Source organism: Streptomyces sp. bgisy130, assembly GCF_057708345.1.
In genome coordinates this window covers 303,328-325,343 of sequence record NZ_JBYISA010000005.1, presented here as the reverse complement: position 1 = coordinate 325,343, position 22,016 = coordinate 303,328, and the positions used below count along the sequence as shown (strand labels likewise).

At 69.3% G+C, this 22,016-nt stretch carries 17 protein-coding genes and 2 tRNA genes; 11 read left to right on the top strand and 8 right to left on the bottom strand.

All coding sequences use genetic code 11. The features are described from left to right. Nucleotides 1–1,431, bottom strand: a 1,431-nt coding sequence (locus tag AC3EUV_RS10370) for an amino acid permease (RefSeq protein WP_435602691.1), incomplete at its 3' end; no start/stop codon positions are given. Between the two features lie 296 nt (nt 1,432–1,727). Continuing rightward, the gene (locus AC3EUV_RS10365; protein ID WP_432145181.1) at nt 1,728–3,140 is read right to left on the bottom strand and encodes an amino acid permease; all 1,413 of its coding nucleotides are present in this window, start codon (nt 3,138–3,140) and stop codon (nt 1,728–1,730) included. Between the two features lie 331 nt (nt 3,141–3,471). Between AC3EUV_RS10365 and AC3EUV_RS10360 the strand changes: the two genes are divergently transcribed. After that, nucleotides 3,472–4,065, top strand: coding sequence for a biotin transporter BioY (locus tag AC3EUV_RS10360; protein ID WP_435602690.1), 594 nt, complete (start codon nt 3,472–3,474; stop codon nt 4,063–4,065). A 146-nt stretch (nt 4,066–4,211) separates the two neighbouring features. On the opposite strand, the gene AC3EUV_RS10355 is transcribed toward AC3EUV_RS10360, so the two are convergent. Then, the gene (locus AC3EUV_RS10355; protein WP_435602689.1) at nt 4,212–5,660 is read right to left on the bottom strand and encodes an amino acid permease; all 1,449 of its coding nucleotides are present in this window, start codon (nt 5,658–5,660) and stop codon (nt 4,212–4,214) included. A 210-nt stretch (nt 5,661–5,870) separates the two neighbouring features. Between AC3EUV_RS10355 and AC3EUV_RS10350 the strand changes: the two genes are divergently transcribed. Next, complete coding sequence (locus tag AC3EUV_RS10350; protein WP_432145178.1) at nt 5,871–6,356, top strand: ribose-5-phosphate isomerase; 486 nt, start codon at nt 5,871–5,873, stop codon at nt 6,354–6,356. A 70-nt stretch (nt 6,357–6,426) separates the two neighbouring features. Beyond that, nucleotides 6,427–7,248 (top strand): Fpg/Nei family DNA glycosylase, encoded by an 822-nt coding sequence (locus AC3EUV_RS10345; protein ID WP_435602688.1) that lies wholly within the window; start codon nt 6,427–6,429, stop codon nt 7,246–7,248. Nucleotides 7,249–7,290: 42 nt separating this feature from the next. Here AC3EUV_RS10345 and AC3EUV_RS10340 read toward each other — a convergent pair whose 3' ends face one another. Then, the gene (locus AC3EUV_RS10340; protein ID WP_435602687.1) at nt 7,291–8,520 is read right to left on the bottom strand and encodes a GNAT family N-acetyltransferase; all 1,230 of its coding nucleotides are present in this window, start codon (nt 8,518–8,520) and stop codon (nt 7,291–7,293) included. A 126-nt stretch (nt 8,521–8,646) separates the two neighbouring features. Here AC3EUV_RS10340 and AC3EUV_RS10335 point away from each other — a divergent pair, with 126 nt between their 5' ends. Beyond that, nucleotides 8,647–9,792: a SpoIIE family protein phosphatase gene (locus tag AC3EUV_RS10335; RefSeq protein WP_435602686.1), complete on the top strand. Its 1,146-nt coding sequence runs from the start codon at nt 8,647–8,649 to the stop codon at nt 9,790–9,792. Nucleotides 9,793–9,953: 161 nt separating this feature from the next. Here AC3EUV_RS10335 and AC3EUV_RS10330 read toward each other — a convergent pair whose 3' ends face one another. Further along, nucleotides 9,954–11,117: an acyltransferase family protein gene (locus tag AC3EUV_RS10330; RefSeq protein ID WP_432145174.1), complete on the bottom strand. Its 1,164-nt coding sequence runs from the start codon at nt 11,115–11,117 to the stop codon at nt 9,954–9,956. Between the two features lie 619 nt (nt 11,118–11,736). On the opposite strand from AC3EUV_RS10330, the gene AC3EUV_RS10325 reads away from it, so the two are divergent. Then, on the top strand, nt 11,737–11,931 hold the full coding sequence (locus AC3EUV_RS10325; protein WP_026169395.1) for a hypothetical protein: 195 nt from the start codon (nt 11,737–11,739) through the stop codon (nt 11,929–11,931). Between the two features lie 44 nt (nt 11,932–11,975). On the opposite strand, the gene AC3EUV_RS10320 is transcribed toward AC3EUV_RS10325, so the two are convergent. Continuing rightward, entirely contained in the window at nt 11,976–12,353 is a 378-nt protein-coding gene (locus AC3EUV_RS10320; protein ID WP_435602685.1) for an arsenate reductase family protein, read from the bottom strand. Between the two features lie 112 nt (nt 12,354–12,465). After that, nucleotides 12,466–12,536: transfer RNA gene (locus AC3EUV_RS10315), tRNA-Gly, on the bottom strand. 182 nt (nt 12,537–12,718) lie between these two features. On the opposite strand from AC3EUV_RS10315, the gene AC3EUV_RS10310 reads away from it, so the two are divergent. The 5 genes from AC3EUV_RS10310 (at nt 12,719) to clpX (ending at nt 17,521) form a co-directional block, all read left to right on the top strand. Next, nucleotides 12,719–12,795 (top strand) — tRNA-Pro (locus tag AC3EUV_RS10310). 234 nt (nt 12,796–13,029) lie between these two features. Further along, nucleotides 13,030–14,412, top strand: coding sequence for a trigger factor (tig, locus tag AC3EUV_RS10305; RefSeq protein WP_432145172.1), 1,383 nt, complete (start codon nt 13,030–13,032; stop codon nt 14,410–14,412). Between the two features lie 288 nt (nt 14,413–14,700). Further along, nucleotides 14,701–15,303 (top strand): ATP-dependent Clp protease proteolytic subunit, encoded by a 603-nt coding sequence (locus AC3EUV_RS10300; RefSeq protein ID WP_030283915.1) that lies wholly within the window; start codon nt 14,701–14,703, stop codon nt 15,301–15,303. A gap of 65 nt (nt 15,304–15,368) precedes the next feature. Continuing rightward, nucleotides 15,369–16,067 carry an ATP-dependent Clp protease proteolytic subunit gene (locus tag AC3EUV_RS10295; protein WP_435602695.1) on the top strand — a complete coding sequence of 233 codons (699 nt, stop codon included), beginning with the start codon at nt 15,369–15,371 and terminating at the stop codon, nt 16,065–16,067. 170 nt (nt 16,068–16,237) lie between these two features. Further along, nucleotides 16,238–17,521 (top strand): ATP-dependent Clp protease ATP-binding subunit ClpX, encoded by a 1,284-nt coding sequence (gene clpX / locus AC3EUV_RS10290; RefSeq protein ID WP_432145171.1) that lies wholly within the window; start codon nt 16,238–16,240, stop codon nt 17,519–17,521. Nucleotides 17,522–18,078: 557 nt separating this feature from the next. On the opposite strand, the gene AC3EUV_RS10285 is transcribed toward clpX, so the two are convergent. Further along, nucleotides 18,079–19,050, bottom strand: a complete 972-nt coding sequence (locus AC3EUV_RS10285) for a hypothetical protein (protein WP_432145170.1) — start codon at nt 19,048–19,050, stop codon at nt 18,079–18,081. 164 nt (nt 19,051–19,214) lie between these two features. Between AC3EUV_RS10285 and AC3EUV_RS10280 the strand changes: the two genes are divergently transcribed. Further along, nucleotides 19,215–21,836: a valine--tRNA ligase gene (locus AC3EUV_RS10280; RefSeq protein ID WP_432145169.1), complete on the top strand. Its 2,622-nt coding sequence runs from the start codon at nt 19,215–19,217 to the stop codon at nt 21,834–21,836. Nucleotides 21,837–22,016: the final 180 nt, after the last annotated feature.

Below are 22,016 nucleotides of genomic sequence, written 5' to 3'. Positions count from 1 at the left end.
GAGGCCCGCGCCCCGGTCCAGCGCCCGCTGCCGGATCAGGCCGATCACCGTCAGCACCACGCCGAACCCGCCGGTGAACAGCAGCTGAATGCGCTGGTTCTCATCGCGCAGCATCAGCAGCAGCACGGCGACGATGCCCGCCAGCGCCACCCAGGTCAGGACCGGGAAGGCCCACATCTTCACCACGAGCTTCTCGGGCGCCTCGCGCTCCAGCGTCCGGCGCATCCGCAGCTGGGCGGTGGCGATGAAGCCCCACACCACCAGGACGGCCGCGCCGACCATGTTCAGCAGCCACTGGAAGAGCGTGTCCGGCCACAGGAAGCTCAGCAGCACCGCGACGAAGCCGAAGGCGGCGCACAGCAGGACCGCGCGGCGCGGCACGCCCCCGCTGACCTTGCCGAGGAAGGCCGGGCCCTGGCCGCGGGAGATGAGCGAGTACGCCATCCGCGAGGAGCCGTAGAGGTTGGCGTTCACCGCGGAGAGCAGCGCGACCAGGATGACGACGTTCATGACCTGGCCGGCCGCCGGGATCTTGAGGTAGTCCAGGACCGCCACGTACGGGCCGCTCTTGGCGATGGAGGGCGCGCTCCAGGGGATGACCGTGACGATGATGGCCATCGAGCCGACGTAGAAGAGGGCGATCCGCCACATCGCGGTGCGCACCGCGCCGGCCACCCCGCGGACCGGGTCCTTGGACTCGGCGGCCGCGATGGTCACCGTCTCCAGACCGCCGTAGGCGAACACCGAGGCCAGCAGACCGACCATCAGGCCGTCGACGCCCTTGGGCAGGAAGCCGCCGTCACCGGTCAGATGCGTGGTGCCGGGCGCGGAGGTGCCGGGCAGCAGGCCGAAGATGGCCAGCACGCCCAGGACCAGGAAGATGCCGATCGCCGCGACCTTCAGGGCGGCGAACCAGAACTCGAACTCACCGAAGTTGCTGACCGCGGCGAGATTGGTCCCGGTGAAGATCACCATGAAGAGCAGGACCCACATCCAGGGCTCGGAGCCCGGGAACCACTGGACCATCACATCCGCGGCGCCCATCGCCTCGGCGGCCACCGCCACACACAGCAGCGCGGTGAACATCCAGCCGACCGTGAACCCGGCCCAGGAGCCTATGGAGCGCTCGGCGTGCACGGAGAAGGAGCCGGAGGCCGGATTGGCCGCGGCCATCTCGCCGAGCATCCGCATGATCAGCATGACCAGGGCGCCGGAGACGGCGTAGGCCAGCACGATCGACGGGCCGGCCGCCGCGATGCCCTCGCGCGAGCCGACGAACAGGCCCGCGCCGATCACCCCGCCCAGGGCGATCATCGAGAGGTGGCGCTGCTTGAGTCCGTTGGACAGCGTGGAGCCGCTGTCGGGGCCCGCGCCCTGACCCGCGTCGGTCTGCTCGCGCGCGGGGGCGGCGGACGAGGGTGTCCGATTCATGTCGTACCTGTCCCAGTAGGTGAGAGCGGAGCAAGGCGATACTGCGTTCTCCCGGGGCCGCGACCGGTGCGACGGTGCTGCCGGGCCCCCAAGACCCCCGCCGGGGCAGCAGGTCGCGAAGGGCCTGCCGACGGCACAACTCCGGGGTCCTCGGCAAAGCGGGCCCAGTTTGAGCGCCGGTGTCCGCTCAGGGCAACAGTTGTGCAGCGAATGTTCGGTATTCAGACGTGATCGTGACGGTGTGTGTCTGATTCATCGTCGGATACGACACGGTGTGACCGCCGACACCGGGGAGTTCAGCGCCGGGCGCGGCGCGCGCGGAGTTCCCGGACGCCCGCGACGAGCAGCACCGCGCCGGTCGCCCCGGCCGACCACAGCAGCTGTGGCCGGGCCGTGTCGTCGGTCAGCATCAGCACCAGCACGCCGGCCATGGCGAGCAGCGCCGCCCAGGTCAGGTACGGGAACGCCCACATCCGCAGGGTCAGCGTCCCAGGGTTCTCGCGTTCGATACGCGGACGCAGCCGCAGCTGGGAGACCGCGATCAGCCCCCACACGAACAGCAGCACCGCGCCGACCGCGTTGAGCATGTACAGGAAGACCGAATCCGGCCACTTCAGATTCAGCAGCACGGAAACGAACCCGAAGGCCACCGACGCCAGCACGGCCCGGCGCGGCACCCCTCCGCCGGACACCTTCAGCAGCGCCCGCGGCGCCTCGCCGCGCTCGGCGAGCGAGAACACCATCCGCGAGGAGCCGTAGAGGTTGGCGTTCAGCGCGGAGAGCAGCGCCACGAACACCACGATGTTCATGATCTGGCCGGCGCCCGGCACCCCGATGCCGTCCAGCACCGCGACATACGGGCTCTTGCCCGGCTGCATCGACGACCAGGGCAGCAGCGTCACGATCACCAGCATCGAGCCGACGTAGAAGAACAGGATCCGCCACACCGCGCTGCGCACCGCCCGGCCCACCGCACGCGCCGGATCGTCCGACTCGGCCGCGGCGATGGTGACGACCTCCAGGCCGCCGAACGCGAACACCACCGCGAGGACACCGGAGATCACCCCGCCCCAGCCGTGGGGCAGCAGACCGCCGTGCCCGGTGAGGTTCGCCAGGCCGACCGGCTCGGTGTCGGGCAGCACGCCGAAGACCGCCAGCAGGCTCAGCGCCAGGAACAGCACGATCGCGGTGACCTTCAGCGCCGCGAACCAGAACTCGAACTCACCGAAGTTCTTCACCGCGGACAGGTTGGCGACGGTGAAGACGACCATGAAGAGCAGCACCCAGCCCCACTGCGGCACCGCCGGCACCCAGCCGTGGGCGATCTGCGCCGCCCCGGTGGCCTCCACGGCGAGCACCACGACCAGCAGGAACCAGTACAGCCAGCCCACACTGAACCCGGCCCAGCGCCCCAGCGCCCGCTCCGCATGCACCGAGAACGCACCGGAAGCCGGTATCGCCGCCGACATCTCGCCGAGCATCCGCATGACCAGCGTCGCCAGCGCGCCCGCGATCAGATACGACAGCACGATCCCCGGTCCGGCCACCGCGATCCCGGCGCCGGAGCCCACGAACAGGCCCGCGCCGATCACCCCGCCCAGGCCCAGCATCGTCAGATGGCGCTGCTTGAGCCCCGCGGACAGCGGCTCTTTCGCGCCGGTGCCCGCACCGAGGGCGGGCTCACCGGCTTGGGTCGTTGCGTCGTGCATGGACTCGTACTCTCGCAAGGGCCGGGGCGGCGGGGGCCGCCGGCGCGTTTTGGGGGAACTCCACAGGTCACCGCGGGGCGGACCCAGTGTCGCCGCACCCCGCGCGCTACCACAAAACCGGCCTCACGACGCGGTCCCGGCCGTGATGAGCATCACGTGACCTGCAAAGACGTCACGCGCCCCAACAGACCCGGGCAGGGTGGGAGTTGTTCGGAACTCTCCAAGCGGGCCGGTACGGCTTTGTCGCCGCTACACGATGATCGCCGGCCGCCCGCTGGACTAACGTCATCGCGTCCCGTCCCATATCCGTCCTCACACTCGCGGAGTCCCGATGAGCATTGCCGCTCTGAACCGTCCCGGCACGGTCCTCGCCGATCTGCTGCCGGCCGCCACCGCCTCCCGCGCCCGCGTCCGCGACGCCGCGCTGGTGCTCGGCGGAGCCGCGCTCACCGGCATCGCGGCCCAGATCGCCGTCCCGGTCCCCGGCTCCCCGGTCCCGGTCACCGGCCAGACCTTCGCCGCCCTGCTGGTCGGCGCCTCCCTCGGGGCGGGCCGCGGTCTGCTGTCGCTGGCGCTGTACGCCCTGGCGGGGATCGCCGGCATGCCGTGGTTCGCCGGCGGTGCCTCGGGCACCGGCGGCGCCACCTTCGGCTACATCGTGGGCATGCTGCTCGCCGCCACCGCCGTGGGCGCGCTGGCCCGCCGCGGCGGCGACCGCGGAGTGCTGCGCACCGCCGCCACCATGGCCGCCGGCATGGCCCTGATCTACGCCGTCGGCGTCCCCTACCTGGCGCTGAGCACCGGGATGTCCCTCGGCGAGGCGGTCGCCGTCGGCATGGTCCCGTTCCTGATCGGCGACGCCCTCAAGGCCGCGCTCGCGATGGGCGCGCTGCCCACGGCCTGGAAGCTTGCCGGTAGCCGCTGATTTTGCGGCTGAACCGCCGCCGCTCTCGCGGAGGTGGTTGATCGCCGTTGGGGTTCCTCAATTGATGGCCGGGGTGCCCGATGTGTAAAGGGCGGGGCCGCACCGGATTGGTGCGGCCCCGCCCTCTTCTCTGCCGTCGTCCGGCGTTACGCGCCCTCGACCGCGTCCCGCTCCCGGGGCCGGCGCCGGTCCAGGACCAGTCCGACCGCCAGCACCACCACGGCCGCGACCACCGACAGCACCATCTGCTTGCGCCCGTCCGGGTCGTAGAACATGTAGCCGATGACGAAGAGGATCAGCCCGATCGTCGCGTACGTCAGCCACGGGTACAGCCACATCCGCACCGTCAGCCGCTCCGGCGTCTCCCGCTCGATGATCCGGCGCATCCGCAGCTGCGAGAAGCAGATGACCAGCCAGACGAACAGCGCCACCGCGCCCGACGAATTCAGCAGGAACTCGAAGATGGTGTCCTTCGAGGTGTAGCTGAAGATCGTCGCGATGAAGCCGAAGGCGACCGACGCCCAGATCGCGACCGCCGGGACGCCGCCCTTGTTGACGGTGGCGAACGACTTCGGCGCATCCCCGCGCTGGCCGAGCGAGAACGCCATCCGCGAGGCGGTGTAGAGCCCGGAGTTCAGACAGGACAGCACCGCGGTCAGCACCACGACGTCCATCACGGTGCCGGCGTACGGGATGTCCAGCGACTCCAGCACGGCCACGTACGGGCTCTTCTCCACCGCCTTGGAGTCCCACGGCAGCAGCGTCACGATCACCGCGATCGAGCCCAGGTAGAAGAGCGCGATCCGCCAGATGACGCTGTTGACGGCCTTGCGGACGGCCTGCACCGGGTTCGGCGACTCGCTCGCCGCCAGCGTGACGATCTCGCTGCCCATGAAGGAGAAGACCACCAGCAGCATGCCGGAGAGGACCGCCCCCGGACCGTGTGGCAGGAAGCCGCCGTGCCCGGTCAGATTCTCCGTGCCGACCGGGGCACCGCCCGGCGGCAGCCCGAATATCGCCAGCGCACCGATCACGATGAAGACGACGATCGCCACGACCTTGATCCCGGCGAACCAGAACTCGAACTCACCGAATGAGCCGACCGAGACCAGGTTGGTGCCGGTCAGCACGATCATCACCAGCAGCGCCCAGGCCCACTGCGGCACGGCCGGCACCCAGCCGGTGAGGATCGCGGCGGCCGCGGTCGCCTCGACGGCCAGCACGACCGACCAGAAGAACCAGTACAGCCAGCCGATCGTGAAACCGGCCCAGCGGCCCATGGCCCGGTCCGCGTAGGCGGAGAACGACCCCGACGTGGGAGAGGCCGCGGCCATCTCACCCAGCATCCGCATCACGAGCACGACCAGCAGGCCGGTCAGCGCGTAAGAGAGGAGAATGCCCGGGCCGGCGGCCGCGATCCCGGCGCCGGAGCCGACGAACAGACCGGCGCCGATGACCCCGCCGATGGCGATCATCGACAGATGGCGGTTCTTGAGTCCTGCTTGCAGCCCGTCCTGTGACTGCCCCCCGGAGGGTCCGCCGCCGGGTTCTCCGGTCGTCGGAACCGCTGTGGTGGTAGGCGGGTGCGCGCCCATGTGCACCGTCCTTCGTGGTTCTCGGATGGATCCCTCGCATTAGATCTTCGTTAACCGTGGATTGGAAGGTCTGCCGCCGGATTGTTGTGTGAAACCCTGGATGGTTGCCCGATGCACTTGCGTACAGAAGGCGCGAGGTGGCTTTCTGTACAGGGCCCCTGGGCAGACCCAGCCGCGCCTACCCGGCGGCGGGCGTGTCACACTCATCGCATGCGCGTGTACCTCGGTTCCGACCATGCCGGTTTTGATCTCAAGAACCACCTCGTCGAGTGGCTCAAGGCCCAGGGCCACGAGCCCGTCGACTGCGGACCCCACATCTACGACGCCCAGGACGACTACCCGCCGTTCTGCCTGCGCGCCGCGGAGAAGACCGCCGCCGACCCGGACAGCCTCGGCATCGTGATCGGCGGCTCCGGCAACGGCGAGCAGATCGCCGCCAACAAGGTCAAGGGCGTCCGGGCCGCGCTGGCCTGGAGCGAGGAGACCGCCAAGCTCGGCCGCGAGCACAACAACGCCAACGTCATCTCCGTGGGCGGCCGGATGCACACCCAGGAAGAGGCGACCAAGTTCATCGAGGTCTTCCTGGCCACCCCCTACTCGGGTGAGGAGCGGCACACCCGCCGCATCGAGATGCTCTCGGCCTACGAGACCACCGGCGAACTGCCCGCCATCCCGGCCCACCACCCGCAGGGCTGACCCCCGTTCATCCCGTCGCCCGCCCACCCCGGCCGCCGGGGCGGGCGGGCGCGCCCACTGGAGGACCTCCGTGCCCGAGGGGCATACGATCCACCGCCTCGCCCAGGACCACCGCTCCCGCTTCGAGGGCGAACGGGTCCGGGTGAGCAGTCCGCAGGGCAAGTTCGCGGACGGTGCGGCCCTCATCGACGGCCAGGTCATGACCCGCGCCGAGGCGCACGGCAAGCACCTCTTCCTGGGCTTCGGCCCCGACCGCTGGGTCCATGTCCACCTCGGCCTGTTCGGCAAGCTCGGCTTCGGCGCGGCCCCCGCCCCGCCGCCCACCGACACGGTGCGCCTGCGGCTGGCCAACCCCACCGCGTACGCCGACCTCCGCGGCCCCACCACCTGCGCGCTGATCACCGACGCCGGGAAGCACGCGATACACGACCGGCTCGGCCCCGACCCGCTGCGCCCCGGGGACGACGGCACCCGCGCCTGGCAGCGGATCTCCCGCAGCCGGACAACCATCGCGGCGCTGCTGCTCGACCAGAAGGTCATCGCCGGCGTCGGCAACGTCTACCGCGCCGAGGTCCTCTTCCGGCACCGGATCGACCCCTACCGCGCCGGCCGTGACCTCACTCGCGCCGAATGGGACGCCCTCTGGGCCGACTTGGTGTTCCTGATGGCCGAGGGCGTCCGGCACAACCGGATCGACACCGTCCGCCCGGAGCATCTGCCGGAGGCCATGGGCCGCCCGCCCCGGGTCGACGACCATGGCGGCGAGGTCTACGTCTACCGCCGCGCCCGCCAGGGCTGCCACATCTGCGGCAGCGAGATCCGCACCGCCGGCCTCGCCGCCCGCAACCTCTTCTGGTGCCCGGGCTGCCAGCCGGGCACGGGCGGCGGCTGACGGCCCGTTGCCGCCCTGGTTGCCGCACCGTACGGGAAGCCCTCAGAACCCGTGCGGCAACCAGGGCGCCACATCCGACCCGAACGCCACCGAGGCCGCCGCCAGCGCCCCCGGCCGCAGCTCCCGGACGGCGCCTGCCGCCGCCAGCGACATCAGGGTGAACCCGCCCAGATACGCCGACCCCAGCTCCCGTACGGACAGCGCCAGCTCGGCCGGTTCCGTGGTCCGCGCACAGACCGCGCCCGTCCCGTCGCCGGTCAGCCGCCAACGCCCCTCGTTCCACGGGCAGAACGGGTCGGCGACCTCCAGCACCACATCCACCGGCGTCCGGTACGTCCGCGCCGCCAGCGCCGCGCCCACCTCCACCGGCCGGACGAACAGCGACTCCCGCAGCAGCAGACCGCACCGCCGCATGTCCCCGACCAGATGCGGCAGCGCATCGTCCACCGGCCGGCTGCGCACCGACACCGACGAGGTCAGATCGATCCCGAAGAGAAAGCGCCACAGCGCCGCGTACACCACCGGATCCAGCGCCTCCAGGTGCCGCACCCGCACCACACCCGCCGGCCCGGCGTCCTCCCAGACCACCTTGACCGCATAGCGCGCATAGCCCCGCACCTCGCCGTCCACCTCGGCCAGCACACACTGGAGCTCCCCGGCCCCCGCCCGCTCGCCCGGGAGGTCCAGTACCGCCATCCGCGCCCAGCCGGGCCGCCGCGCCAGCATCCCCGGCCGGGCGGGCACCAGCCGGGCATAGACCCGCTCGCACTCCGCCAGCGCCGCCGCCGGGTCCACCAGCCGCAGCCGCACCCCGTCCGTGCCGGGCAGCTCGGGGGCGGCCGGCCGCACGGTGTCCACGGTCAGCTGCATGTCCAGGGCCGCCGGACCGTAGCCGAACCGGCCGTAGATCGCCGGCTCCGAGGCGGTCAGCACCGCCAGCGGCTCCCCGCGCTCCCGGACGTCCGCCAGCTGCTGCCGCATCATGGCCCGCAGCAGCCCGCGGCGTCGGTGCGTCGGCTGCACACTGACCATCGTGACCCCGGCCACCGGCACTTCGGCGCCGCCCGGCACGGTGAGCCCGAAGGAGAGCGCCCCCGCCGTGGCGACACAGTCCGCGCCGTCCCAGACGCCGAGCGAGCGGCCGGTCTCGGTGAGCTCCCGCCGGAGCGCCCGCTGCTCAGGTCCCGGGGGCGGCTCGCCGAACGCCCGGTTCAGCGCGTCCGACCAGGCGTCCCATTCGTCATCCCGCAACATCCGTAATTCCGTGGCCATACAACATCCCTAGCGCACGCTCCATAGCGGCGCGACCGCATTTCGAACGGGGTTTCCCGGGAATTTTCCGGGCCGACGTGCGGCGAATCGACGCACCGCCGAACGGGTGGATAAGGTCCCAGAGCAATGACAAGCGGCCAGGGAACGGAAACCCTGACGGCCCGGATGCACAAAGGACTGCACCGGGCCCGCATCGGCGTGCGCAAGGCCGGTGTCGACTACTTCCGCGGCGAGGGCTCCGACCGGTTCGCTCTGGCCGTCCTGCTCATCGCCATACCCGCCATCGCCGCGGGCACACTCTGGTGGCCGGAATGGATCGCCCCGACGGCGCTGGTCCTCCCGGTCATCGCAGGCGGACTGCTGTTGCGGCCGGCCAACCTCCTCGTCCTGTACGGCGCTTCGGCGACCGCGCTGGTCGTCGAGTCCGCGCTGTTCGGCCCGTACGACGAAGGGCCGGAACGGATCACCCCGGGCACCGTCCTGGTCGTCGCCGCGGTCGGGCTCTTCGGGCTGCTCATCGCGCAGTTCCGCAGCCGGGTCGGGGTGCCCTGGCGGCGCGGCGGCACCATGCTCTTCGACCTGCGCGAACGTATCCGCGTACAGAGCAAGCTGCCCAAGCTTCCGCAGGGCTGGCACCACGAGATGGCGCTGCGCCCGGCCGGCGGACAGTCCTTCTCCGGCGACTTCGTGGTGGCCTCCCGCACCCACGGCGGCACCATCCTCGAAGTGGTGCTGACCGATGTCTCCGGCAAGGGCATGGACGCGGCCTCCCGCGCCCTGCTGCTGTCCGGTGCCTTCGGCGGCCTGCTCGGCTCGCTGCCGCCGCACGGCTTCCTGCCCGCCGCCAACGGCTATCTGCTGCGCCAGGACTGGGACGAGGGGTTCGCGACCTCCATCCACCTCGTCCTCGACCTGGAATCCGGCGACTATGAACTCCTCTCCGCCGGACATCTGCCGGCCCTTCAGCTCAGCGCCGGCACCGGCCGCTGGGAGGAGAAGGCGGGGGACGGGCCGCTGCTCGGCGTCTACGACGGCGCCCAGTTCCACCCGGTCAAGGGCACGTTGCGGACCGGCGATGTGCTGATGCTGTTCACCGACGGCCTGGTCGAGGCCGCCGACCGCGATATCGCGGAGGGCATCGACCGGCTGACCGGCGAGGCCGACCGCTATGTCACCGGCGGCTTCGCCGGCGCCGCCTGGCATCTGATCGAGGCCGTCGCCAAGGACGTCAACGACGACCGGGCGCTGCTGCTGATCTGCCGGGACGCGTGACGGGGGCGGCGCCGTAGGGGGCCGCGGCCCGTCGGACGCTCTTCCCGGGGGCGTACTTCAGCCGTTTCCGCGGCCGTTCCCCACGCACCGCGGGGCCGGGACGCGGCCCATGACATGGCGTGAACCGACCGCGTCACGCTCCGGCCGGAAACCGCGGGCGCTCAGGTGCTGACGCGGGCCCGCGCCGTATCGGCCGGGTCCTTCCGGAACGCCCAGGCCATCGTCGGCTCCATGGCGAAGCGGAACACCCGGCGGACGGGCGGGGTGCACAGGGCCGTCACGATGCCGCCCGCGATCAGCGTCACCGCGATCTCACCGAGCGGGGTGTGCAGCCAGGCGTAGTCGTCGAACCAGCCCCAGAACCGCGAGCCCTTGGCCAGGAACCCGTGCAGCAGGTAGCCGTAGAGCGTGCCCGCGCCCAGCACCGTGAACCAGATCTGCCGGGTCGGCACCCAGGCGAAGAAGCAGGCCACCATCACGATCGAGCAGCCGAAGAGCGCCAGTGTCATCACCGCGCCGATCCACCAGGTGGTGCCCAGTTCCTGGGCGCTGTCCCGGTGGTAGAACCACGCCGAGGACATCCGGGGCGCCGCCCAATAGGCCATCACCAGCGCCGCGGCGAAGACCGGCAGCGAGGCGATCCGCACCGCCCGCCGCTGCACCAGCTTGAAGTGCTCCGGCCGCAGCGCCAGTCCCAGGACGAAGAACGGCAGGAACTGGAGCACCCGCTGAAGGTCCAGATCGTCGCCGATGTCCGGTGACACGGAGGCGAGTACGGCGATGGCCACCGCGAGCGGAATCGGCCAGCGCACGATCTGCCACAGCGGCGTGGTCAGCCGCCAGATGAACAGGGCCACCAGGAACCACGTCAGGAACCACGGGTCGAGCAGGCTGATGGGGTGCCCGGGATCGTCGTCCGCCCAGCGCTTGAAGAAGGCATAGGCGGTCTCGAAGAGGATGTAGGGGACCGCGACCCCCGTGACCAGCCGCTGCAACCGGTCCTTGCGCATGTCGAAGCTGCGCGAGAAGTAACCGGAAATGATGATGAAGGCCGGCATGTGGAAGGTGTAGACGGTCATGTAGAACGCCTCGGCCGCCCGGCTCTTGTCGGTCAGCGGCTCCCATGCGTGCCCCATCGCCACCAGCACGATGGCCAGGTACTTCGCGTTGTCGAAGAACGGGTTACGGCCACCGGTCTTCGGAGCGGGCGCCGCCGCGCCCTCCGGCACGCCGGACGGCCGGTCCGTGGGCCCGGTCCGGTCCGTACCCGCCGCCCGTTGGGCAGGGGGCAGGGCGCGTCGGGGTGTCGGGGCAGCGGGAAACATTTGAGGCACGATAGCGGCGGTCGGCGGGCGCGTAAAACCGTGTGCGGCCCCTTCGTTATTTCGATGGATGCCGCTCCGGAGAGCGCCCGGCATAGAATCCGCAATCACCGCGGCAGGACCCTCGCCACACCGCCCGATTCGCCCCCTTTCATCACCTCAAATCGGGCGGTATCCCCCGCAAACGACTCTGGGGGAATGTCCCATTCCTTAGTCTTATGTCCGAATGCTAATAAGCCTTCAAAGTGGCCCGTAAAGCAGTGACGGATGCCACGAATTCTCTCTTTCCGCGGGCCGGGAAAACGATCAGAATGCCGCGGAGGAATGATCGGCAGGAATTACCGACGCCGCGTCAGGCGGAAGAAAATTCCCCGCCTCGTGCCGGTCGCGTCCCGGCCCCACGCAGCCCCCGCACCGTCGCCGGCTCGCCACCTGTACGCCACCCGTACGTCACCCCGCGGTAACCCCTCGGCCACGAGCGGCCGGAATCGGGCAAAGCGTTGGCCGATGATTCGTCACCGGCCTGCGTTGGGCATGGAGTTGGTGGCACGATGGGTGCAGGGGGGTGTGCGCGGCATGCCCCCGGGCCGGTGAGGCGTTCCGACCGAGGGTGTGATCAGTTGTGGCTCTTTCGCTGTCAGTTGTGCTGCTGTTGGGGATCATCATGATCGTGCTGATCAGGGGGAAGTCGCTCAAGGGGGGCCCGGCGCTCGTCGCGATACTGTTCGGCTTCTTCCTCGCCTCCACGGGCGTGGCGCCGTCGATCAACAAGTTCCTCAACTCCCTGGCGGACACCATCAACCACATCACCTTCTAGGTGGTCCGCCGGCCCTCCGCCAGGCGCCTCTGAAGTATCCCGCCCTACGAGGTCTCGCCCCCGGCCCGCGCCATCGCCTCGCGTACGGCGTCCTCGCTGCGTCCGACCAGCGCCGAACCGTCGTCCGCGGTGATGATCGGCCGCTGGATCAGCCGGGGGTGTGCCGCCAGCGCCGCGATCCACCGCTCACGCGCGGCGTCGGTGCGCTCCCAGTCCCCGATCCCCAGCTCCTTGGCCTCGGCCTCCTGGGTCCGGGTGATGTCCCAGGGCTCCAGACCCAGCCGCGTCAGCACGTCCCGCAGATCACCGGTGCTCGGCGGGTCCTCCAGGTATGTGCGCACGGTGTAGTGGGCGCCCGCCTCGTCGAGGATCTCCACGGCGGAACGGCACTTGGAACACGCGGGATTGAGCCAGATCTCCATACGGGACACCTTATTGACCCGCGACCGCGGAGCGAAGAGGTGTGCCGGCATCCGGCGGCGCTCTCCGGAAAGCGGAAAACCCCAGGCCGGCGGCCTGGGGTTTCCTCATGCGAGCGGGCGACGGGAATCGAACCCGCGTAGCCAGTTTGGAAGACTGGGGCTCTACCATTGAGCTACGCCCGCAAGCGCCACAGGTCGCACGGACCTCGGCACGCAGTGCATCCTAGCGGGTCGCGGCGGTGTGCCGCACATCCCTTCCCGAGGACGGTGCGCGTCGCCGCGTACGCCCCCATCTCCCGCCACCGGGCGCCCCGATAACTGGCAGCCGGAGCGCCGTCGGCCATGTACCCTACGTGTCGCACCGACGGGGTGTGGCGCAGCTTGGTAGCGCGTCCGCTTTGGGAGCGGAAGGTCGTCGGTTCGAATCCGGCCACCCCGACCAGTAGAACAGGTCAGCCCGACGGCACCGTCGGGCACCACCCCTAGCCCACTCCGCGCCGCCGCATGATCGGCCGCTGTTCAAGATCGCGTTGTGGGCGTCATCCTCCTTGCGGTTACTATGCAAGCTGCGTGCCCGTGTGTCTGTGTACCGGGCGTGATCGGCCGGTACCGGAACAGCCGGATACGGGCGGATCCCATGCAGAACCCCAGAAGTCAGCCCCAAGGAGACCGAACCGTGAAGAGCGCCGTGGAGACCCTGAACCCGACTCGGGTTCGGCTCACTGTCGAGGTGCCCTTCGAGGAGCTCAAGCCCAGCCTCGACGCGGCGTACAAGAAGATCAACCAGCAGGTCACGGTGAAGGGCTTCCGCCAGGGCAAGATCCCGGCGCGCGTCATCGACCAGCGGTTCGGCCGCGGTGCCGTGCTGGAGGAGGCCGTCAACGACGCGCTCCCGAAGTTCTACACCGAGGCTGTCAACGAGGGTGAGCTCAACGTCCTCGGCCAGCCCGACGTCGACATCACCGAGCTGAAGGACGGCGAGCTGCTGGCCTTCACCGCCGAGGTCGACATCCGTCCCGCCCTCGAGATCCCGGACTACTCCGGCATCGAGGTCGAGGTCGACGCCGTGGAGGTGTCGGACGAGGACATCGACAAGTCCGTCGAGCAGCTGCGCGAGCGCTTCGCCACGACCGCCCCGGTCGAGCGCGCGGCCCAGGACGGCGACGTCCTGACGCTGAACCTCGAGGCCAAGGTGGACGGCGAGGTCCTGGAGGACGGCGTCGCCGAGGGCGTCAGCTACACCGTCGGCTCCGGTGAGCTCCTCGACGGCATCGACGAGGCCGTCACCGGCGTCGCGGCCGGCGGCGAGGCCACCTTCACCTCCGAGCTCAAGGGCGGCTCCGCCGAGGGCAAGGAGGCCGAGGTCAAGGTCGAGGTCACCGAGGTCAAGTCCCGCGAACTGCCCGAGCTGGACGACGACTTCGCCCAGCTGGCGAGCGAGTTCGACACCTTTGAGGAGCTGCGCGCGGACAGCCGCAAGCGCCTCGAGCAGATGAAGAAGTACGACCAGGCCACCCAGGCGCAGGAGAAGGTCCTGGACGAGCTGCTCAAGCTCGTCGAGGTGCCGATGCCGGAGAAGCTGCTCGCGGACGAGATCGAGACCCGCAAGCACAACCTGGTCAACCACCAGCTCGGCCAGATGGGCCTCGACCTCGCGAAGTACCTGGAGATCCAGGGCAAGACCGAGGAAGAGTTCGACGCCGAGACCAAGGAGCAGGCCGAGAAGGGCATCAAGACCCAGTTCATCCTGGACGAGCTGGTCAACAAGGAGAAGCTGAACGTCAGCCAGGAGGAGCTCACCGAGCACCTCATGCGCCGCGCGCAGTCCTCCGGCATGTCCCCCGACCAGTTCGCCCAGGCCGTCGTCGAGGGCGGCCAGGTGCCGATGCTCGTCGGTGAGGTCGCCCGCGGCAAGGCCCTCGCGGTCGTCGTCGAGGCCGCCACGGTCAAGGACAGCAACGGCGAGGTCATCGACCTCGACGACGAGGACGAGACCGCCGAGACCGTCGAGGCCGAGGCCGCCGAGGCCGCGGACGCCGACGAGAAGCCCGAGGCCTGAGCCCCGGTCGCCTCGCGCGAAGACCGCTGATTACGGGCCCGAACACGCACGTCCGCGTGTTCGGGCCCGTACTCGTACCGGGCCGGTGAGCCTGCGCTCACAGCGAACAGTTATCGATGCGGGATGGCGTTGTCCGACCTGCGCGTTAGGGTCCGTAGATACGAGGGCAGGGGAGTCCCTGAAACCGCGCCGGGGCGACACACGGCGCCGATCCCCGCGCCCCAGAAGACGACGCTGAGACGGCCTGGAGCCGTCCGACAACGAGCAGGTGGACACGTGACGATCCCGATGCCTTCCGCCGCCGCTGAGCCGACCTTCGGTGGCCTCGGCGACCAGGTCTACAACCGGCTGCTCGGCGAGCGGATCATCTTCCTCGGCCAGCCGGTCGACGACGACATCGCCAACAAGATCACCGCGCAGCTGCTTCTCCTCGCCGCGGACCCGGACAAGGACATCTTCCTCTACATCAACTCCCCGGGCGGCTCGATCTCGGCCGGCTTGGCGATCTACGACACCATGCAGTACATCAAGAACGACGTGGTGACGATCGCGATGGGCCTCGCCGCCTCCATGGGACAGTTCCTGCTGAGCGCCGGCACCCCGGGCAAGCGCTTCGCGCTGCCGAATGCCGAGATCCTCATCCACCAGCCCTCCGCGGGTCTGGCCGGCTCCGCGTCCGACATCAAGATCCACGCCGAGCGGCTGCTGCACACCAAGAAGCGGATGGCGGAGCTGACGGCCTTCCACACCGGCCAGACCGTCGAGCGGATCACCCAGGACTCCGACCGCGACCGCTGGTTCTCCGCCGATGAGGCCAAGGAATACGGCCTGATCGACGATGTCATGACCTCCGCCGCCGGCGTTCCGGGCGGGGGCGGCACGGGCGCCTGAGGCCCGTACCACTCGCCCTTCAGCCCCCAGCCCACTTGATCGCCACCAGGACGGTGAACACCACGATGAACAACTTCCCCGGCAGCGGCCTCTACGAGGGCGCCCAGTCCGAGTTTTCCGGCCCGCGCTCGCAGTTCTCCGGCCCGCAGGCCGAGGCTCGCTACATCGTCCCGCGCTTCGTCGAGCGCACCTCGCAGGGCGTGCGCGAGTACGACCCGTACGCGAAGCTGTTCGAGGAGCGCGTGATCTTCCTCGGCGTGCAGATCGACGACGCCTCGGCCAACGACGTCATGGCGCAGCTGCTGTGCCTGGAGTCGATGGACCCGGACCGGGACATCTCGATCTACATCAACTCCCCGGGCGGTTCCTTCACGGCGCTCACCGCCATTTACGACACGATGCAGTTCGTGAAGCCGGACATCCAGACGGTCTGCATGGGCCAGGCGGCCTCCGCCGCGGCCGTGCTGCTCGCCGCCGGCACCCCCGGCAAGCGGATGGCGCTGCCGAACGCCCGGGTCCTGATCCACCAGCCCTACAGCGAGACCGGCCGCGGTCAGGTCTCCGACCTGGAGATCGCCGCCAACGAGATCCTGCGGATGCGTTCGCAGCTGGAGGAGCTGCTGGCCAAGCACTCCACCACCCCGATCGAGAAGATCCGGGACGATATCGAGCGTGACAAGATCCTGACCGCCGAGGAGTCCCTGGCGTACGGTCTGGTCGACCAGATCGTCTCGACGCGGAAGTCGTCGGTCTCGATCGGCTAGCGATCTTTCGCGAAATGAGCCGGAGCGTTGCCCCCTTGGACCGGTTCGGGACGGAGTGAACCGAGTCCGTCCAAGGGGGGCCCGTACGGGGGGCCCGGCAAGGTACCGTCGATAGGCAAGCACCCGGGTCCGTGGAGCAATACGGATCCCAGGCGAAGGGGAAGCACCTCGTGGCACGCATCGGTGACGGCGGCGACCTGCTCAAGTGCTCATTCTGTGGGAAGAGCCAGAAGCAGGTGAAGAAGCTCATCGCGGGACCTGGTGTGTACATCTGCGACGAGTGCATTGATCTCTGCAACGAAATCATCGAGGAGGAGCTCGCCGAGACCTCCGAGGTGCGGTGGGAGGAGCTCCCGAAGCCGCGGGAGATCTACGAGTTCCTGAACGGCTATGTCGTCGGCCAGGACCCCGCCAAGAAGGCGCTCTCGGTCGCCGTCTACAACCACTACAAGCGGGTGCAGGCGGGCGAGAACGGCCCCGGCCGCGGCGATGAGGGCATCGAGCTCGCCAAGTCCAACATCCTGCTGCTCGGCCCCACCGGCTCCGGCAAGACGCTGCTCGCGCAGACCCTCGCCCGGATGCTCAACGTCCCCTTCGCGTTCGCCGACGCCACGGCGCTGACGGAGGCCGGCTATGTCGGTGAGGACGTCGAGAACATCCTCCTCAAGCTGATCCAGGCCGCGGACTTCGACATCAAGAAGGCCGAGACCGGCATCATCTACATCGACGAGATCGACAAGGTCGCCCGGAAGAGCGAGAACCCGTCGATCACCCGCGATGTCTCCGGCGAGGGCGTCCAGCAGGCGCTGCTGAAGATCCTGGAGGGCACCACCGCCTCGGTCCCGCCCCAGGGCGGCCGCAAGCACCCGCACCAGGAATTCATCCAGATCGACACCACCAACGTCCTCTTCATCGTCGGCGGTGCCTTCGCCGGCCTGGAGAAGATCATCGAGTCCCGGTCCGGCGCCAAGGGCATCGGCTTCGGCGCCACGATCCGCTCCAAGCGGGAGATCGAGTCCAAGGACCAGCTCCAGGACGTGATGCCGGAGGACCTGGTGAAGTTCGGGATGATCCCGGAGTTCATCGGCCGTCTCCCCGTCCTGACCTCGGTCCACAACCTCGACCGCGAGGCGCTGCTCCAGATCCTGGTCGAGCCGCGCAACGCGCTCGTCAAGCAGTACAAGCGCCTCTTCGAACTCGACGGCGTGGAGCTGGACTTCGACCGCCCGGCCCTGGAGGCCATCGCCGACCAGGCCATCCTCCGCGGCACCGGCGCCCGTGGTCTGCGCGCCATCATGGAGGAGGTCCTCCAGGCGGTGATGTACGAGATCCCGTCCCGTAAGGACGTGGCCCGCGTCGTCATCACCGAGGACGTCGTCCACTCGAACGTCAACCCGACCCTGGTCCCGCGGGGCCGCGGCGAGTCGGGGGAGCCGCAGGAGAAGAGCGCGTAGCGTCTCTCCGCATGTGCGAGAAGGGCCCACTCTCGCGAGTGGGCCCTTCTGTGTCGCGTCTTTTGAGCAGAGAGTTTCTACATCGCTGCCAGGCACGCCATTTGGGCGTCGTTTCCCTTGACGCCGATGGCTGCCAACGTGGCTGTGCAAATAGGCTGATTTGCGACCTTCTCGAGCGCGGTTCCATTCATCATGTGGCAGGCCTTTGAAGCTTTCGGGCCCACCTTGTATCCCTTGTCTAGCAGGTAGAGCTCGCAATCGTTCGAGTCCGCGGCTTGCGCTGGCCCTGCGGTCACAAGCGGAATCGCTGCGGCGGCTACGAGTATTCCTGTCGTGGCTGCGATTCGTCGAAGTGCCTGTCGCATAGGGCACCCCCCATTCGGATCTGTTGTGGCACAGCCTGGCGCCTTGCCGGGCCGCCTGGAAAGGTTGATTGGCCTCAATCTTAGCCAGAAGTGGATCATGCGTCGCGGTGGCGGATAGATGAGGCCAAAACATGGCGCGCTCAACGAGGATCGCCTCGTCGAGCGCCTTGGCTTGGGGGTCGGGTGGTGCTGCTACTTCTCCCTGCGGACCTCGTCGCGGATCTTGGCGGTCTTGTCCGCCAGATCCTCAAGGCCGGGTGCGTGTGAGGTGATCTGCCCTTGGGGGGTGATGCCGTCCGCGATCGTGACTGTACCGATCGCGCTGTTGTCGCCCCAGGCGCACAGGTTGGCCTTGAAAGACAAGGACATGCCGCCCTGGGAGAGGGAGATCTTCAGCGACTTGCACTTCATCACCGCACCGTCGAAGCCGTCTGGCGCGTATTCCTCCGGCCCCTCAACGGTTTCGACCTTGCCTCCCTCGGACTTCATGTTCTTCTGGAACATCTCGTCCTGCTTGGCGAAAGCCGCGTCGATGGCTCCGTCCGGGTCGGCGACCTTCCCGTAGGTGCCCGTCAAGGTCAGGTTCATTTTGCTGGCATTGGTGTAATTGCCTTGGACCATCTTGGCCTCGGTGATCCCCATGGCTTTGGCGTCCTTGTCATTGGACACGTGCTTCGGAGTGGTCTCACCACTGGCGCCGGGAACGTTGGTGCCCTTCTTGCTGTACTCCGCGTTCAGCAGCTTCTCCGGCAGCGAGATCGTGTACGGCTTCACATCCCCGCCCGAGCCGAAGACGAAGTACGCGCCCACGCCGATCGCCGCGACGACGGCGACCGCGCCGACGATCAGGCCGATCTTCTTGCCGTTGCCGCCGCTCTCCTCCGGGCCCTGCGGGATCACGCCGTAGGGGGTCTGCTGGCCGCCGTACGGGGCCTGCTGGCCGTAGGGCTGGGCGGCCTGCTGGGGGTAGCCGTAGCCCTGCTGAGGGGGCGCCTGGGCGGCCTGCTGGGGGTAGCCGTAGCCCTGCTGCGGAGGCACCTGGCCGCCTTGCTGCGGGTAGCCGTAACCGGGCTGGGGGGCCGGTGGCTGCTGCGGCTGGCCGTACGGGCCCGGCTGCTGGGGCTGCTGGCCGTACGGGCCGGGAGGCGGCTGGTTGAAGCTCATGGAGCGGTTCCCCTCGTGACAACTGAATTCAGTTGAGTTCTGCGTGTGTAGTTCTGGGTGCTGTGGATGCGCTGCCGACATCCTGTACGACGCCGCTGACAGCCGTTGCCCCGGGGGCGAAACCGATTCGAAGCTGCTACATCCGCGCCCGTACACTGTCCGGCGTGACCGAGAACTCTCAGCAGAGCAAGCACAGCGCCCCCGAACTGCCGACTCAGTACACGCCGGCCGATGTAGAGGGGCCGCTGTACGAGCGCTGGGTAGAGCGGGGTTACTTCGAGGCGGACGAGAAGAGCGACAAGCCGCCGTTCACCGTCGTCATCCCGCCGCCGAACGTCACCGGCTCCCTGCACCTGGGGCACGCCTTCGAGCACACCCTCATCGACGCGCTCACCCGCCGTAAGCGCATGCAGGGCTACGAGACCCTCTGGCAGCCCGGCATGGACCACGCCGGTATCGCGACCCAGAACGTCGTCGAGCGGGAGCTCGCCAAGGAGGGCGTCTCCCGGCACGACCTGGGCCGTGAGGCGTTTGTCGAGCGGGTCTGGCAGTGGAAGAGCGAGTCCGGCGGACAGATCTCGGGCCAGATGCGGCGCCTGGGCGACGGTGTCGCCTGGTCGCGTGAGCGGTTCACGATGGACGAGGGCCTGTCCAAGGCCGTCCAGACGATCTTCAAGCGGCTCCATGACGACGAGCTGATCTACCGCGCCGAGCGCATCATCAACTGGTGCCCGCGCTGTCTGACCGCCATCTCGGACATCGAGGTGGAGTACCAGGACGACGACGGCGAGCTGGTCTCCATCCGGTATGGGGAGGGTGACGCCTCGATCGTCGTCGCCACCACCCGGGCCGAGACGATGCTCGGCGACACCGCGGTCGCCGTCCACCCCGAGGACGAGCGGTACGCCCATCTCGTCGGCACCGAGATCGAGTTGCCGCTGACCGGCCGCCGGATCCCGGTCGTCGCCGACGAGCACGTCGACCCGGCGTTCGGCACCGGCGCGGTCAAGGTCACCCCGGCCCACGACCCGAACGACTTCGAGATCGGCCGCCGGCACGGGCTGCCCAACCTCGCCGTGCTCGACGAGCGCGGGGTCATCACGGCACACGGCCCCTTCCAGGGCCTGGATCGCTTCGAGGCCCGCTCCGCGATCGTCGGTGCGCTGCGCGCCGACGGCCGGATCGTCGCCGAGAAGCGCCCGTACACCCACTCCGTCGGGCACTGCTCGCGCTGCAAGACCACCATCGAGCCGCGGCTGTCGATGCAGTGGTGGGTCAAGGTCGGCCCGCTGGCGAAGGCCGCGGGGGACGCGGTCCGCGACGGCAAGGTCAAGATCCACCCCAAGGAGATGGAGTCCCGCTACTTCGGCTGGGTCGACAACCTCCACGACTGGTGCATCTCGCGGCAGTTGTGGTGGGGCCACCGGATTCCGGTCTGGTACGGGCCGGAGGGTGAGGTCGTCTGCGTCGGACCGGACGAGGAGCCGCCGAGCGGCGAGGGCTGGCACCAGGACACCGACGTCCTCGACACCTGGTTCTCCTCCGGGCTGTGGCCGTTCTCCACGCTCGGCTGGCCCGAGCAGACCCCGAGCGTCGAGAAGTTCTATCCGAACTCCGTCCTGGTCACCGGCTACGACATCCTCTTCTTCTGGGTCGCCCGGATGATGATGTTCGGCCTGTACGCGATGGACGGCACCCCGCCGTTCCACACCATCGCGCTGCACGGCATGGTCCGCGACCAGTTCGGCAAGAAGATGTCCAAGTCCTTCGGGAACGCGGTCAACCCGCTGGACTGGATGGATTCCTACGGCTCGGACGCCGTCCGGTTCACGCTCGCCCGGGGCGCCAACCCCGGTGTCGACGTCCCGATCGGCGAGGACTGGGTCCAGGGCTCCCGTAACTTCGCCAACAAGATCTGGAACGCCACCCGGTTCGCGCTGATGAACGGTGCGACGGTGGAGGGCGAACTCCCGCCCGCCGAGCAGCTGTCGGCGACCGACCGGTGGATCCTGTCCCGGCTGAACTCGGTCGTCGCCGAGGTCGACGCCTACTACGACGACTACCAGTTCGCGAAGCTGTCGGACACCCTCTTCCACTTCGCCTGGGACGAGGTCTTCGACTGGTACGTCGAGCTGTCCAAGACGACCTTCATGGCGGGCGGCCCGGCCGCCGATGCCTCGCGCCGGGTGCTGGGCGAGGTCCTGGACGTCACCCTGCGGCTGCTGCACCCGGTCGTCCCGTTCGTCACCGAGACCCTGTGGACGGCGCTGACCGGCGGCGAGTCGGTCGTGATCGCCGACTGGCCGAAGGACTCCGGCTTCCGGGACGCGGCCGCCGAGCGGGAGATCGAGACCGTTCAGCAGGTCGTGACCGAGGTCCGCCGGTTCCGCTCCGACCAGGGGCTCCAGCCCGGCCAGAAGGTCCCCGCGCGGCTGGATCTGTCCGGTACGGCGCTGGCCGCGCACGAGGCCGCGATGCGCTCGCTGCTGCGGCTTCAGCCGGCCGGTGACGATTTCAGCGCCACCGCCTCGCTGCCGGTCGCGGGCGCCACGGTCGCCCTGGACCTGTCCGGCGCCATCGACGTCGAGGCGGAGCGCAAGCGCCTGACGAAGGACCTGGGCGCGGCCGAGAAGGAGAAGGCGCAGGCCACCGCCAAGCTCGGCAACGAGGCGTTCCTCGCCAAGGCGCCGGAGAAGGTCGTGGACAAGATCCGCGGCCGGCTGGAGGCCGCGGAGGCGGACATCGTCCGGATCACCGCGCAGCTGGCGGCCCTGCCGAAGGCGTAACGGCGGCAGACCCCGCAGGCCCCTCGTCCGTACGGGCGGGGGGCCTGCGCCGTTGCCGGGGCGGTCCGCGGACGGGCGGGGCCCCGGCGGGCAGAGGCCGGGCGGTGGTCCGGGCAGCGGTCCGGGCGTTCTCATCGCGCTCTCATCTGGCCGAGGCACGGTGGACCGGAATGCCGTAGT

What these genes read in the sequence shown, in the direction of transcription:
- AC3EUV_RS10365 (WP_432145181.1), bottom strand. Translation starts at nt 3,140, where the DNA reads ATGCACGACGCAACGACCCAAGCCGGTGAGCCCGCCCTCGGTGCGGGC.
- AC3EUV_RS10360 (WP_435602690.1), top strand. Translation starts at nt 3,472, where the DNA reads ATGAGCATTGCCGCTCTGAACCGTCCCGGCACGGTCCTCGCCGATCTG.
- AC3EUV_RS10355 (WP_435602689.1), bottom strand. Translation starts at nt 5,660, where the DNA reads ATGGGCGCGCACCCGCCTACCACCACAGCGGTTCCGACGACCGGAGAA.
- AC3EUV_RS10350 (WP_432145178.1), top strand. Translation starts at nt 5,871, where the DNA reads ATGCGCGTGTACCTCGGTTCCGACCATGCCGGTTTTGATCTCAAGAAC.
- AC3EUV_RS10340 (WP_435602687.1), bottom strand. Translation starts at nt 8,520, where the DNA reads ATGGCCACGGAATTACGGATGTTGCGGGATGACGAATGGGACGCCTGG.
- AC3EUV_RS10335 (WP_435602686.1), top strand. Translation starts at nt 8,647, where the DNA reads ATGACAAGCGGCCAGGGAACGGAAACCCTGACGGCCCGGATGCACAAA.
- AC3EUV_RS10330 (WP_432145174.1), bottom strand. Translation starts at nt 11,117, where the DNA reads ATGTTTCCCGCTGCCCCGACACCCCGACGCGCCCTGCCCCCTGCCCAA.
- AC3EUV_RS10320 (WP_435602685.1), bottom strand. Translation starts at nt 12,353, where the DNA reads ATGGAGATCTGGCTCAATCCCGCGTGTTCCAAGTGCCGTTCCGCCGTG.
- AC3EUV_RS10300 (WP_030283915.1), top strand. Translation starts at nt 14,701, where the DNA reads ATGCCTTCCGCCGCCGCTGAGCCGACCTTCGGTGGCCTCGGCGACCAG.
- AC3EUV_RS10295 (WP_435602695.1), top strand. Translation starts at nt 15,369, where the DNA reads ATGAACAACTTCCCCGGCAGCGGCCTCTACGAGGGCGCCCAGTCCGAG.
- AC3EUV_RS10285 (WP_432145170.1), bottom strand. Translation starts at nt 19,050, where the DNA reads ATGAGCTTCAACCAGCCGCCTCCCGGCCCGTACGGCCAGCAGCCCCAG.